General features: G+C 68.9%; 11 protein-coding genes and 1 tRNA gene. 3 read left to right on the top strand and 9 right to left on the bottom strand.

Annotation, left to right across the window (positions count from 1 at the left end):
• Positions 1 to 160: 160 nt before the first annotated feature.
• Together OG978_RS27165 and OG978_RS27160 are read right to left on the bottom strand one after the other, a co-directional pair.
• Positions 161 to 234: transfer RNA gene (locus OG978_RS27165), tRNA-Met, on the bottom strand.
• A gap of 52 nt (positions 235 to 286) precedes the next feature.
• Complete coding sequence (locus tag OG978_RS27160) at positions 287 to 3,238, bottom strand: UPF0182 family membrane protein (RefSeq protein ID WP_326770179.1); 2,952 nt, start codon at positions 3,236 to 3,238, stop codon at positions 287 to 289.
• Between the two features lie 137 nt (positions 3,239 to 3,375).
• Here OG978_RS27160 and OG978_RS27155 point away from each other — a divergent pair, with 137 nt between their 5' ends.
• A complete protein-coding gene (locus OG978_RS27155; RefSeq protein ID WP_326767720.1) occupies positions 3,376 to 3,936 on the top strand; it encodes a PPA1309 family protein in 561 nt (186 codons plus the stop codon).
• A gap of 28 nt (positions 3,937 to 3,964) precedes the next feature.
• Here OG978_RS27155 and OG978_RS27150 read toward each other — a convergent pair whose 3' ends face one another.
• The 4 genes from OG978_RS27150 to OG978_RS27135 form a co-directional block, all read right to left on the bottom strand.
• Positions 3,965 to 5,053, bottom strand: coding sequence for a YlbL family protein (locus OG978_RS27150; protein ID WP_326767719.1), 1,089 nt, complete (start codon positions 5,051 to 5,053; stop codon positions 3,965 to 3,967).
• A 143-nt stretch (positions 5,054 to 5,196) separates the two neighbouring features.
• Positions 5,197 to 5,367 carry a hypothetical protein gene (locus OG978_RS27145; protein WP_326767718.1) on the bottom strand — a complete coding sequence of 57 codons (171 nt, stop codon included), beginning with the start codon at positions 5,365 to 5,367 and terminating at the stop codon, positions 5,197 to 5,199.
• A gap of 128 nt (positions 5,368 to 5,495) precedes the next feature.
• Entirely contained in the window at positions 5,496 to 5,957 is a 462-nt protein-coding gene (locus OG978_RS27140) for a molybdenum cofactor biosynthesis protein MoaE (protein ID WP_326767717.1), read from the bottom strand.
• 118 nt (positions 5,958 to 6,075) lie between these two features.
• On the bottom strand, positions 6,076 to 7,218 hold the full coding sequence (locus tag OG978_RS27135) for an SDR family oxidoreductase (protein ID WP_326767716.1): 1,143 nt from the start codon (positions 7,216 to 7,218) through the stop codon (positions 6,076 to 6,078).
• A gap of 193 nt (positions 7,219 to 7,411) precedes the next feature.
• On the opposite strand from OG978_RS27135, the gene OG978_RS27130 reads away from it, so the two are divergent.
• Positions 7,412 to 8,872, top strand: a complete 1,461-nt coding sequence (locus tag OG978_RS27130) for a zinc-dependent metalloprotease (protein ID WP_326767715.1) — start codon at positions 7,412 to 7,414, stop codon at positions 8,870 to 8,872.
• Positions 8,869 to 9,417: an NUDIX hydrolase gene (locus OG978_RS27125; protein ID WP_326767714.1), complete on the top strand. Its 549-nt coding sequence runs from the start codon at positions 8,869 to 8,871 to the stop codon at positions 9,415 to 9,417. Before OG978_RS27130 ends, OG978_RS27125 begins: the two co-directional genes overlap by 4 nt.
• An 81-nt stretch (positions 9,418 to 9,498) precedes the next feature.
• Here OG978_RS27125 and OG978_RS27120 read toward each other — a convergent pair whose 3' ends face one another.
• Genes OG978_RS27120 through OG978_RS27110 form a run of 3 tightly spaced genes read right to left on the bottom strand, consistent with a single transcriptional unit; the run spans position 9,499 to position 12,582 of the window.
• Positions 9,499 to 10,254, bottom strand: coding sequence for an AIM24 family protein (locus OG978_RS27120; RefSeq protein ID WP_326767713.1), 756 nt, complete (start codon positions 10,252 to 10,254; stop codon positions 9,499 to 9,501).
• Between the two features lie 19 nt (positions 10,255 to 10,273).
• Positions 10,274 to 10,954 (bottom strand): AIM24 family protein, encoded by a 681-nt coding sequence (locus tag OG978_RS27115; protein WP_326767712.1) that lies wholly within the window; start codon positions 10,952 to 10,954, stop codon positions 10,274 to 10,276.
• An 11-nt stretch (positions 10,955 to 10,965) separates the two neighbouring features.
• Positions 10,966 to 12,582 carry a TerD family protein gene (locus tag OG978_RS27110; protein ID WP_326767711.1) on the bottom strand — a complete coding sequence of 539 codons (1,617 nt, stop codon included), beginning with the start codon at positions 12,580 to 12,582 and terminating at the stop codon, positions 10,966 to 10,968.
• Between the last annotated feature and the right edge of the window lie 18 nt (positions 12,583 to 12,600).

The raw sequence follows: 12,600 nt of genomic DNA, 5'->3' as shown, positions 1-12,600 counted from the left end.
ACTTCAGCGTTTTGTCGACATGCCCACAGAGAGACAAGTCAAACACGTCCGGACCCAACTCGTGCCCCGCGAACCGCACTTCACGCACCTTGCACAAAAAAGTCACCATGACACAACGAAGGCCCGGATCCTCGAAAGGATCCGGGCCTTCGTCTTTCAGTAGCGGGGACAGGATTTGAACCTGCGACCTCTGGGTTATGAGCCCAGCGAGCTACCGAGCTGCTCCACCCCGCGTCGTTGTGGTGAAACCGTACCACGACGCGGGGATGAGTCTTTACCGAGTTACTCAGCCACCACTGTCAGCACCGGACTGTCTATCCTTTTTGTCCGAACTGTTCGCATTCTCTGCACCGTTCGCACTGCGCGCGCTGCCCGACTTGGGCTGGGCGGCCGCCGCACGCTGCAGCGCGTCCTGCAGATCCGCCTGGGCCTTGCCGTAGGCGGTCCAGTCCTGCTCCTTCAGGGCCGCCTCGCCTTCCGAGTAGGCCTTCTGCGCGTCCGCGATCGCCTTCTTCAGCGCCGCGTCACCGGTGGCCGGTGGCTGCGTGGTGTCGCCCGGGGGCCGGGTGGTGTCCGTCGGCGGCTCGGTGGTGCCGGAGTCGGTCACCCCGAAGACCGCGTTGAGCGCCTCCCCGAGGCTGTTCTCGAAGACGGTCTTCGACCCGTACGAAGCGGCGACCTTGCGCAGCAGCGGATAGTTCTGCGTGCCACCGCGCGTGTACACCGGCTCGATGTAGAGGAAGCCCCCCTCCAGCGGCACGGTCAGCAGGTTGCCGTACTCGATGTCGGAGTCGGTTCCCTTCAGGTTTCTCACGAACTCGGCGACGTCGTCGTTGCCGTTGAGCTCGCTCTGTACCTGACCTGGGCCCTTCACCGTGGTGGTGACTCTCAGCAGCCTTATCGTGCCGTAGTCCTTGCTGGCCGCATCCGCGTCCACCGCCATGAACGCCCCGAGGTCGGGCCGCCCCTTCGGGGTGAAGGTCGTCGTCAGCGAGAACTTCTGGGCCGTCTGGTCCGGCATCTTTATGCTCAGGTAGTACGGCGGGACGGCACCGGACTCCTTGTTGGTCGGGTCGTCCGGGACCTGCCACGCGTCACTGCCGCTGTAGAACTGCGCGGGGTTCGTGACGTGGTAGCGGGTGAGCAGCTCGCGCTGCACCTTGAACAGGTCCTGCGGGTACCGCAGGTGGTCCATGAGGTCCTGCGGGATGTCCGCCCTGGGCTCCACGGTCCCCGGGAACGCCTTGCGCCAGGTCTTGAGGACCGGGTCCTCGGTGTCCCACTCGTAGAGCTTGACCTTGCCGTCGTACGCGTCGACGGTGGCCTTCACCGAGTTGCGGATGTAGTTGACCTGGTTCTGCTGGGCGACGACCGCGCGCTGGTTGGTGGTCAGCGAGTCGGCCGTGGTGTCACCGAGCGTCGTACGGGAGGCGTACGGGTAGCCGTTGGTGGTGGTGTACGCGTCGACGACCCACTGGATGCGGCCGTTCACCACGGCCGGGTAGGCGTCGCCGTCGATGGTCAGCCACGGGGCGACCGCCTCGACACGCTCCTTGGGCGTGCGGTTGTAGAGAATCCGCGAGCCCTCGCCGATGGCCCCCGAGTAGAGGATCTGCGGCTCGCTGAACGAGACCGCGTATGCGGCGCGGTTGAAGGCGTTGGAGAGGCTGACCCCGCTGTTGCCCTTGTAGCTGGTGGTCTTCTCGCCGTCCTCCTCGTAGTCGAGCTCCTTCTGGGGCCCGCCGACGATGGAGTACTGCTCGGTCTTCTCGCCGTAGTAGATCTGCTGCTCGTACTTGCCGAGCTCACCGCTCGTCGGCAGGCCGGACTCGGTGAAGTCCGGGGAACCCTTCGGGTTCTTGCCCGTCGTCGTGCCCCGGGCCGCGATGGCGCCGTAGCCGTGGGTGTAGGTGAAGTGGTCGTTGATCCAGTTGCGCTTGGGGATGCCGTCGAGGTTGAGCTCGCGCAGACCGATGACCGTGTCCTGGTCCTTACCGGCGGCGTCCTTGTAGCGGTCGACGTCCAGCGTCTTGGGGAACTGGTAGTAGTTCCTCTTCTGCTGGAGCTGCTGGAAGGCCGGGGAGACGACGTTGGGGTCCATCACCCGGTAGCTGGCGGCCTCGTTCGCGCTGGCGCGCAGCTTGGCGTCGTCGTCCGTCGTGCTCTTGCCCGAGTAGTCGTCGACCTTCGCGTCGTCGATGTCGTACGCGTCACGCGTCGCTTCGATGTTCTTCCGGATGAACGGGGCTTCCTTGGCCTGCTCGTTCGGCTGGACCTGGAACTTCTGCACGATCGCCGGGTACAGCCCGCCGATCAGGATCGCCGAGAGCACCATCAGGCCGAGACCGATCATCGGGAGCTGCCAGGTGCGACGCCAGAGCGTCGCGAAGAACAGCACGGCGCAGATCGCGGCGATGCAGAACAAGATGGTCTTCGCCGGCAGATAGGCGTTGGCATCGACGTACCGCAGGCCCGTCCAGTTGTCCGTGGCCTTGAAGTCGCTGGACTTCACGGCCAGGCCGTACCGGTCGAGCCAGTACGCCACGGCCTTCAGCGCTACGAAGACACCGAGCAGCACCGACAGATGGCCGGTGGCCGCGCCGGTCGCCCGCGCTCCGGGGCTGGTGATGCGCAGCCCGCCGTACAGATAGTGGGTCATCGCGGCGGCGATCAGCGAGAGCACCGTGGCCGCGAAGCCGAAGCCCAGCAGGAAGCGGTACCAGGGCAGATCGAAGGCGTAGAAGGACACGTCCAGATGGAACTGGGGGTCCTTCTGCCCGAACGCCACGCCGTTCACATACATCAGCCAGGTACGCCACTGGCCGGAGGCGGATGCTCCGGCGATCAGTCCGACGAGCGCGGTGATCGCGAGCAGCACCCACTTCTTGTACGGGGCGAGGCTCATCCGGTAGCGGTCCAGGCTCTGCTGTTCCAGGGACATCGCGCTCAGCGGCGGCCGGAGCCGGTGCGCGAGCCAGATGTTCAGGCCGACGGCGACAGCCATCAGGAGTCCGAAGACGAGGAACAGCCCGATCTTGGTCCACAGGGTGGTGGTGAAGACGGACGAATACGAGACCGACCGGTACCAGAGCCAGTCCGTCCAGAACCCGGCGAACATGACGAACGCCATGGCGAGAACCGCCAGGACGCCCAGTGTCATGAGCAGGGTACGGGCGCGCCGGGACGGGCGGCCGACTCTGATCCGTGGCCCGGTCGGGCCTCCGCCGCGGTCCGGCATCTGGAAAGCCAACGTGCGCACCTCGAAGTTCGCGGGTCGTGTGAAGCGGGCCCAGCGATCGTAGAGCCCACCTATGCAACTTACTGAGGCTTTACCTAGTTCCCGTTCCCGGGGCGGAAGGAGGCAGGATATTGACCATGCCCAACGTTTCCCCCTCAGGCCCTCCGATGGCCGCGAGCCCGCTCACCGTCGCCGTGCTCGAAATCGACGAGTACATCTCCGGTCTCGGCTGGGACCAGCCGGCCCGGCTCTTCGCCCTGGTCGACACCGCCCGGCTGCGGGTCCAGGAGCCCGGTCTCGCCGCCCAGCTCGGTCTGGACAGAGCCGAATCCCCGACTTCCTCACTGACCCCCATCGAGCAGGACGAGCTGCCGCCGGGCACCGCCCTGGACGAGTTCCTCGCCACGATCGCCTGGCCCGACGCGGTGATCGGATGCGCGATGACGGTGGAGCGGCTGATGCTGCCGCCGTCCGCGGAGGCCTCCGTGCCCGAGGGGCTCAGCGACGCGCAGCTGACCAAGTGGGTCGCCAAGCACCCGGAGCGTCAGGAGGTGCGGATGACCGTGGCGGTCCTTCGGGACGGCACGCGTGAGTCGGCCGTACGGCTTCGCGCGAAGGACGCCCCGAGCGAGGTGCGGACCGGCGCCGGTCTGGTGCCCGGGCTGGCCGACGCGCTGGCCGCGACCTTCGAGGCCTGACCCGGCGCGTCCCCCGCAGGGGGCGCGGTCAGCCTGCCGAGCAGCTCGGCAGCCCGGCCGTGTCCCCCACCCGGATCTTCTCCAGCGACTTCTTCGCGTCGTCGATCGTCTTCACCCTCACCAGCGTGAGTCCGCTCGGGGTGTCGGAGGCGGCGGACTTGCAGTTCTCGTCCGGCGTCAGGAAGTACTTGGCGCCGGCGTTGCGCGCGCCGACCAGCTTCATGTTGATGCCGCCGATCGGGCCGACCTTGCCCTTGTCGTCGATCGTGCCGGTGCCCGCGACGAACTCTCCGCCCGTGAGCTTGCCCGGCGTCAGCTTGTCGATGATGCCCAGCGAGAACATCAGACCGGCACTCGGGCCGCCGACATCGGCGAGCTTGATGTCGATGTCGAACGGGAACGTGTGGTCCGTCCCGGCCTGGATGCCGACGATCGCGCGGTTCTCCTTGGGGGCCTTCACGGTGGTGATGACGATCTTCCGGCTGCCCTCGGGCTCCTTGCCGGCCTTCTCGGCCGCCTGTGCCGTGCGGGCCGGGATGATCGTGAACGTGACCTTCTCGCCGGGGTCGCGTCGGGTGACGAGCTTCGCGACGTCCTCGGGCTGCTCGACGGGCGTGCCGTCGACCTGCTTGATCACATCGCCCGCGTGCAGCTTGCCCTGGGCGGGGCTGCCCTTGACGACCGTGGAGACCACGACGCGCGACGACACCGGGATGCCCAGTTCGGTCAGCGCGGCGACCTTGGCGCTCTCCTGGGACTGGCTGAACTCCTCGGCGTTCTCCTGCGTCGACTCCTGCTCGGTCTTGCCGTCGGGGTAGAGCGTGTCGTGCGGTACGACCACGCTGTCGTGGGCCAGCCAGCCGTAGACGGACTCGACGAGATTCATGTCGTAGTCGGCACCGGTGACTCTGACCGTCGTCATATTGAGGTGGCCGGACGTCGGGTACGTCTTGTGCCCGGAAATCTGCAGGACGGGTTCGCCGTCGACCTTGCCGAGGGTGTTCACGGTCGGCCCGGGAGACATCTCCGAATACGGCACTTTGATCAGCACGCCTGCGCAGAGCAGCGCGATGAGGACCAGGGTGGAGGCGAGCATCGTCGCGGTGCGGCGTGGCATGGAACGACAGTACGGGAAGGGTCTGTCAGTGCACTGCCGGGGCCGGTCCGTACGGGGCGGGGAGCCGGGCGCGGGCCGCGCCGGAGGGCGTCGGCAGCCGGAGCCGCGATGCGGATTGGCGACTGCATACGCGCGATGAAGCCTTAGACGACATCGGAACCGGAGTGCGACTTCTCCATCGCCTCACGGAACCTGGCATAGCCGGCGAGTTCGGTGACATCGCCGGTCGTGCGATTTCTGGCGGCCCAGCTTCCCCATATCGCAGCGCCGAGCGCAGCAAAAAGCGGAATCAACAACCAGGCAAGTGCTGCCATTACGACCTCCCTACCCCATGAGCGACCGCAACTGACCGATCAGCAGATTAACCGTCTGGAGAACCAACGCTCACGGCAGGGGTGGGGTTACGCAAATCGGACCGGACGGCCTCCCGGCCGGCTTGCGCTCAGCAGGCGCCGACCCATTCCTCGGTGCCGTCCGAGAAGCGCTGGTGCTTCCAGATCGGGACCTCGTGCTTGAGGTCGTCGATGAGCTTGCGGCAGGCGGCGAACGCCTCCGCGCGGTGCGGGCAGGAGACGGCGACGACCACGGCGAGATCGCCCACTTGGAGGTCACCCACCCGGTGGACCGCGGCCAGCGCCCGGACCGGGAAATCCGCGACGACCTTCTCGGCCACCCGGCGCATCTCGTCCTGCGCCGAGGGGTGGCAGGAGTACCCGAGCGCGCCGACGTCCTGACCGCCGTCGTGGTTGCGCACCGTGCCGACGAAGAGCGCCGTGCCGCCCGCGGCGTCGTCCCCGACGGCCAGGAAGACCTCGTCGACCGACAGCGGGGTGTCGCGAATCTCCAGCAGCCGGACGGGGTCGCCTGCCGCCTGCTCGCCGGGGTGGTCGTAGGTGGGAGCCATGAGGCCCATGGTGCCGTACGGCACCGACAACGCGGAATAGCGTTTTCCACCGGCGGGCCGCCCCTGACCTTGGATCCTTCTACAGAAGTACACGGGAGGAGGTGGTCCGGGGCGGCTCTCAGATGCGGCGGCGGGCCTTGCGCGCGCGGCGGACCAGGGCGGCGGTGCCGAGCAGTGCCACGGTCGCGCCGGCGGCGCCCGCCGCGGTGGCGTCCTTGCGGCCGAGACGGCGTCCGGCGACGGTGTGCCGGCCCTCGACCTCTTCGAGGAGCGCGGCGAGCACTTCCTCGTTGGTCCAGCTCGGGCGCCATCCCACGTCGTGCAGCCGGCTCACGCTGACCACCCAGGGGTGCATCGTGTACGCCAGATCGCCCGCCGGGGACGGGGTGAGGCCGATCCGGTGCAGCCGGGCGGCGGCGCCCAGGGCCACGGCGGAGGGCAGCTCCATCCGGCGGACGCCGCTGAGCTCCTCGACCTCCTCCTGCTCCAGCCAGCCGTCGCAGCCGACCGCGAACTCGCCGTCGATCTTCTCCAGCGCGGCGTACTCCAGCGCCGTGACCAGGTCTTCGACGTGGCAGAACTGCCACGTCGGACGCGATCCGGCGACGACCAGCAGGCGCGGCGACTCGAAGTAGCGGGTCAGCGCGGTGTCCGTACCGCCGACCAGGACGGTGGGCCGGACCACGGTCACGTTGAGTCCGGGGTGGGCGCGAGGCGCGCGGCGGCCGAGCCGTTCGATCTCCAGGAGGTCGCCGACGCCGGTGGCCTCGGCCGTGGCGCGCAGTTCGGCGTCCTCGGCGAGCGGGATGTCGTTGTCGGGCAGCGCCCCGTAGACCATCGCCGAGGTGCACAGCACGACCCGGTGGACGCCGACGGCCGCGGCGGCCGTCAGCACGGTCTGGGTGCCGCGCACGTTGTAGGCGGTGCGGGCGGCGGGGTCGGTCTCCAGGTCGAGATCGAGTGCAAGATGCACAACGACATCTGCGCCGCGCAGCTTCTCCGCGATGGCGGGGTCGCGGACGTCGAGGATGTGCCAGGTCGCCTCGGAGACCTCTCCGCGGCGTTCATCGATGGCGATGACCTGCTTGATCTCCTCGGATGCCGCGAGGCGTGCGGTGAGCAGCTCGCCCACGCCCCCCGCGGCTCCGGTGACCGCGACGACGGGGCCACGGCTCCTGGAGCGGCTCTTTTCGGGCTTGTTCTCGGTCGAGGGGGCGGGCAGGTTTCGCGCTGCGCGAACCTGAGGATCTGGGGAACTCACCGGGCGTCTCCAGCGGTTGTCTTCAGTACGTACCCGAATGACGTGTGCGTACCAGGTGGCGTCCATCCTGCCGCAGGCCGGGAGCCGACGGAGCACTGAGGCCCTAAGCGGACTTTTGGTGTCTACGCTGGATGGTGATGTCGGGCAGTCGCCGTCGGTTCGAGCCGGCGGCCCTACGAGCCGAGGAAACCCCGTGAGTGACACCCCATTCGGATTCGGCCTTCCGCCGGAGGAGCCGGAAAACGGCGACGAGGGCAAGAAGAAGGACCCCACCGGAGGTGGGCAGGGCTCGGGCGGGTCGGCGAACCCGTTCGGCTTCGGGCCCGGCGCGGGCGGGGACAACCCGTTCGCGGCGATGTTCGGCTCGATGAACCCCAATGACCTGGGCGCCGCCTTCCAGCAGCTCGGCCAGATGCTGAGCTACGAGGGCGGTCCTGTGAACTGGGACATGGCCAAGCAGATCGCCCGCCAGACGGTCTCGCAGGGCACGCCGGACGGCACCAAGGACGCCAGCGTCGGCCCGTCCGAGCGGTCCGCGGTCGACGAGGCGCTGCGCCTTGCCGACCACTGGCTGGACGGCGTGACGTCGCTGCCCTCCGGTTCGGTCTCGACCGTGGCGTGGAGCCGTGCGGAGTGGGTCGAGGCGTCCCTTCCCGCCTGGCAGAAGCTGGTCGACCCGGTGGCGGAGCGCGTCGGTCTCGCCATGGGCGATGTGCTGCCCGAGGAGATGCAGGCGATGGCCGGCCCGCTGATCGGCATGATGCGGTCGATGGGCGGCGCCATGTTCGGCCAGCAGATCGGGCAGGCCGTCGGTGTGCTGGCGGGCGAGGTGGTCGGTTCGACCGACATCGGCCTGCCGCTGGGCCCGGCGGGCAAGGCCGCGCTGCTGCCGCTGAACGTCGAGCGGTTCGGCAAGGACCTCAGCGTGCCGCAGGACGAGGTGCGGCTGTATCTCGCCCTGCGCGAGGCCGCGCACCAGCGCCTCTTCGCCCATGTTCCGTGGCTGCGCTCGCACCTCTTCGGCGCCGTCGAGGGGTATGCGCGCGGTATCAAGGTCGACACCAGCAAGCTGGAGGACGTGGTCGGCCAGTTCGACCCGTCGCAGCCCGAGCAGCTCCAGGACGCCCTTCAGCAGGGCATGTTCCAGCCGGAGGACACGCCGGAGCAGAAGGCCGCCCTGGCCCGGCTGGAGACGGCTCTCGCGCTGGTCGAGGGCTGGGTGGACGCCGTGGTGCACGAGGCCGCGAAGTCCCGTCTGACCTCGGCGGACGCGCTGCGCGAGACGATGCGAAGGCGCCGTGCCTCCGGCGGTCCCGCCGAGCAGACGTTCGCCACACTCATCGGCCTGCAGCTGCGTCCGCGGCGGCTGCGTGACGCCTCGCGCCTGTGGGCGTCCCTCACCGACGCGCGCGGTCTCGACGGGCGCGACGCCCTGTGGGAGCACCCCGACATGCTGCCGACGGCCCAGGACCTGGACGACCCGGACGGCTTTGTGCACCACGAGCAGCTGGACTTCTCCGAACTGGACAAGATGCTCGGCGAGGCCGCGAAGGGCCCGCAGAAGCCCGCCGCGGACGCGGACGGCAAGGATGCGCCCGGCACCGGGGAGGCCGAGGGCCGCGAGGACGACGGCAAGGGTGACACCGACCGGTGAGCCTGTACGACGACGCCGTTCTCGTACTGAAGGGGTACGAGAACCCGGCGGGTCCGGACCAGGGCGAGCTGCGCCAGGGTTATCTCGACCATCTGGCACAGCATCCCGACGGCATGTGGAAGGCCTGCGAAGCGGGCCATCTGACGGCCAGCGCACTGGTCATCGACCCGGAGCACGGCCGGGTCCTGCTCACCCTCCACCGCAAGCTCCGGATGTGGCTGCAGATGGGCGGTCACTGCGAGCCGCAGGACGCGTCGCTCGCCGCGGCGGCGCTGCGGGAGGCGACCGAGGAGTCCGGCATCACCGGCCTGACCCTGCTCGCGGGCGGCCCGGTGACGCTGGACCGCCACCCGATCCCCGCGCCCTGCCACTGGCATCTGGACGTGCAGTACGCGGCGGTGGCGCCCTCGGGCGCGACGGAGCAGATCAGCGACGAGTCGCTGGACCTGCGCTGGTTCGCGTACGACGAGGTCGCCTCGGTGGCCGACGCATCGGTCGTACGGCTGATGGAGCGGACCCGCGCCGCGCTGGAGCAGCGCCGGTAGGAATGACCTGCGACACGGGTGAGGGGCGGTCTCCGCGGAGACCGCCCCTCACCCGTGTCGTGCGTGCCGGTGCGCTGTGGCTCAGTTCCAGGAGTTGTTCTGGTTCTGACCGTGGGCACCCTGCTGGCCCATGCCGTACTGGGCCCGGATGCCCTGGCCGACCTCGTGGTTCTGCGGGGGCAGCACCTCGCTCGGCTGGACCAGGGCGAAGCCCTGGCCGAGGAAGCTGAGCTCCCAGCCCTCGCCGGTGTTCCCACGCCGCCGCCAGACACCGGAGGAGTGTGTCTGAGCCTGCATCTGCACCCGCAGCGAGCTGGACCAGGCGACGATCGCGTCGGCGTCGGCGTTGACGTACTTGTCCGGCGTGACCTGCATCATCAGCGGCTGGCCCGAGGTCATCAGAGCGACCTTGCCGGTGCCGGAGATGTTGAGCTGGTACTTCCCGGTGCCCGAGATGCCGTACTGGCTGTCCACCGCGATGACCTCGGTGTGCAGCGAGGAGTCCAGCGCCAGGACGTAGGCGCTGTCCACCGTGATGCCGTCCCGGTCGACGTCCACCACGTGGATGTACTGCGCGAGGTTGGCGAGGTAGACGGTGCCCTGCCCGGAGCAGCGCATCAGGTCGAGGCCCTCACCGGTGTTCGCGCGGGCGCGGCGCTGCCCGTGCGACTGGTATTCGCCGTCGAACTCCATCAGACCCTGGTACGCGACCATGGCGCCCTTGCGGGCGAGGACGTCGTCGTGGCCGGTCAGCGAGACCCGCAGGAGCTGCGGGTTCTGGACGGTGTACCGGTCCTGGGACTGCTGTTCCGTGTAGCTGAAAAGCGGACTCTGCATGGTGTGTTCTCCTCCCCCGTCAGTTCCGGACCCGCAGGCGGTCGGTACTGTCCTCGCTCGGCTGCACGACGACGATGCCCTGGCCGGAGAACGCCATCTGGTACGCCTCGCCGCTGCCCCGCCCGATGAGCGAGGAGGCCTTGAAGCTGCGCTTTCCCTTCACCTTGAGGTTCGGGGACCACGCCACGAGGGCGTCCGGGTCGACGAAGGTCTCGTCCTCGCCGCGTCCGCAGTCGACGACGATCGGTGTGCCGCGCGAGGTGATGGCGACCCAGCCGGTGCCCGAGATGCAGACGTTCCACACGCCCTGGCCGGCGAACTTGGCGAGGCCCTTGACCCGCTCCACACCCCAGGTGAGATGACCGTCGAAGGCGAGGACGTTGGTGCCGTTGACCGAGAGGGAGTCGTTGTTGAGGTTGATGACGACCACATCGGCGCCGTAGTCGGCGAGGTAGAGCAGTCCGTCGCCGGCGCACTTCATGATCGGTGCACCCTCGCCGGTGATCCACTGGGAGGCGATCTGCCGGACGGCGGGCGGGTTGGGTTCGTACTGGATGAAGCCCTCGTACGCGACCATCGAGCCGGTACGTGCGTAGAGGTCCTGGCCGGTGGCCATGGCGACCTTGAGCATCGTGCGGCCGTGGTTCTCCATACGGGCCGTGACGGGGGTCGGGGCGTAGCCCGCGAGTTGCTGATTCATGACGGGCTCCCTCAGACCTCGTAGGGCTGGACGACGATGAAGTTGCCGGGAGCGCCCCGGAACTGGAGGTTCACGGTCTCCCCGCTGTGTCCCGGATACGCGTTGCGGCGCAGCCGGACCTGGCTGGAGATGATCACCTGGGACGCTGCCGACCAGGCCACGACGGCGTTGCAGTCGGCGAAGGTGGTCGGCGTGACGGGCAGGACGACGGGGACGCCGTGGGTCTTGACGATGACCGTGCCGGTGCCCTGGAACTGCATGGTGAACAGGGCGCCGCCGGGGATGCCGTGGCCCTCGATCCTGCGGACCTCGTGCTGCAGCGACTCGTCGAAGGCGAGGACGTTCTCCGCCGAGACGCAGATGCCGTCGCCCTGGAGCTCGATGGCGTGCAGATGGGAGCCGTCTTCGGCGAGGAAGACCTGTCCGCGGCCGGTGCAGCGCATCAGCTGCATTTCCTGGCCGGTGGCGTTGCCGACCATGCGGCCGGCGAAACCGGCGCCCTTGTAGCTGAAGTCGACCTTGCCCTGGTACATCACCATGCTGCCCTGGCGAGCGAGCACGGGCGTACCGCCCATGGTGAGGTCGACCCGCATGAGCTGCTGGTTCTGCGGCGTCCAGCGCTGACCGGTGGCGGTCTCCTTGTACGGCTGGAGTGCCGCCTGGAGACCGGCACCGGCCGCCGGCACCCCTTGCGGCACACCGGGCTGCTGCATGCCGGGAGGCTGCTGGCCGAACGGGGCGGGGGACTGCTGGCCGTACGGGGCGGCGGGGGGCGCCTGGCCGGGGACCTGCCCGAACTGCGGCTGCTGGGGCGGCTGGCCCGGCTGCCCGTACGGAGCCGGGGCGGGAGCGGGCGGCGGCACCGTGCCGCCCTGCGGTGCCAGCGGTGCCGCCATCGTCGGCGCCGCGTGCATCTGCTGCTGTGCGGGGGGCGGGGCCTGCGCTGCCGGAGCACCGAAGGACGGAGCAGGCTGCGGGGCCTGGGGCGCCTGCGGTGCGGCCGGGGCTCCGAAGGACGGGGCGGGGGCCGGTGCGGCCGCCTGGGCGGGCGGGGCGAACGACGGAGCCGCTGCCTGCGGCTGAGGTGCGGCGGGCGCCTCCTCGGCGACCTCGCCGCCGAAGTTCTTCAGCAGCGCTTCGAGGCCGCCGTCGAAGCCCTGGCCGACCGCGGCGAACCGCCAGACGTCCTTCAGATAGAAGTCGCCCAGCATCACCGCGCGCTCGGTGGTGAACTCCGAACCGTTGAAGGCGTACCTGACGACTTCCTCGCCGCCCGCGACGATCCGGATGTATCCGGGGCCGATCTGGGACATCTGCCCGGCCCCGTCGACCGTCGCGGTGAACGACAGCTTGTGGATGTTCGCCGGAATGCGGTCCAGGGTGACGCGGAACGACTCGGTGTCACCGGCCTGGGTACCGAGGAGCTGAATGGACTCCTCGGGCGATTTAGGCTGATTGAAGAAGATGAAATACCGGTCGTCGGAGAGCTGCTCATTGGCATCGAGGCCGAAGCAACTGATGTCAAAGGTCAGTCCCGGACCGGCGATCTGCACACCTACGTACAGATCCGTCCCCGGAGTGAGATCGCTGATCTTGGCCTTGTGGCCGCGTTGGAATTCCCTGGCCATGCGTAACGACCGTCCCCC

This window comes from Streptomyces sp. NBC_01591 (genome assembly GCF_035918155.1).
Taxonomy (GTDB): Bacteria; Actinomycetota; Actinomycetes; order Streptomycetales; family Streptomycetaceae; genus Streptomyces.
Note: the sequence above shows the minus strand (reverse complement) of the source record. Positions and strands in the feature narration are given on the sequence as shown.

What these genes read in the sequence shown, in the direction of transcription:
- OG978_RS27160 (WP_326770179.1), bottom strand. Translation starts at nt 3,238, where the DNA reads ATGCCGGACCGCGGCGGAGGCCCGACCGGGCCACGGATCAGAGTCGGC.
- OG978_RS27155 (WP_326767720.1), top strand. Translation starts at nt 3,376, where the DNA reads ATGCCCAACGTTTCCCCCTCAGGCCCTCCGATGGCCGCGAGCCCGCTC.
- OG978_RS27150 (WP_326767719.1), bottom strand. Translation starts at nt 5,053, where the DNA reads ATGCCACGCCGCACCGCGACGATGCTCGCCTCCACCCTGGTCCTCATC.
- OG978_RS27145 (WP_326767718.1), bottom strand. Translation starts at nt 5,367, where the DNA reads ATGGCAGCACTTGCCTGGTTGTTGATTCCGCTTTTTGCTGCGCTCGGC.
- OG978_RS27140 (WP_326767717.1), bottom strand. Translation starts at nt 5,957, where the DNA reads ATGGCTCCCACCTACGACCACCCCGGCGAGCAGGCGGCAGGCGACCCC.
- OG978_RS27120 (WP_326767713.1), bottom strand. Translation starts at nt 10,254, where the DNA reads ATGCAGAGTCCGCTTTTCAGCTACACGGAACAGCAGTCCCAGGACCGG.
- OG978_RS27115 (WP_326767712.1), bottom strand. Translation starts at nt 10,954, where the DNA reads ATGAATCAGCAACTCGCGGGCTACGCCCCGACCCCCGTCACGGCCCGT.
- OG978_RS27110 (WP_326767711.1), bottom strand. Translation starts at nt 12,582, where the DNA reads ATGGCCAGGGAATTCCAACGCGGCCACAAGGCCAAGATCAGCGATCTC.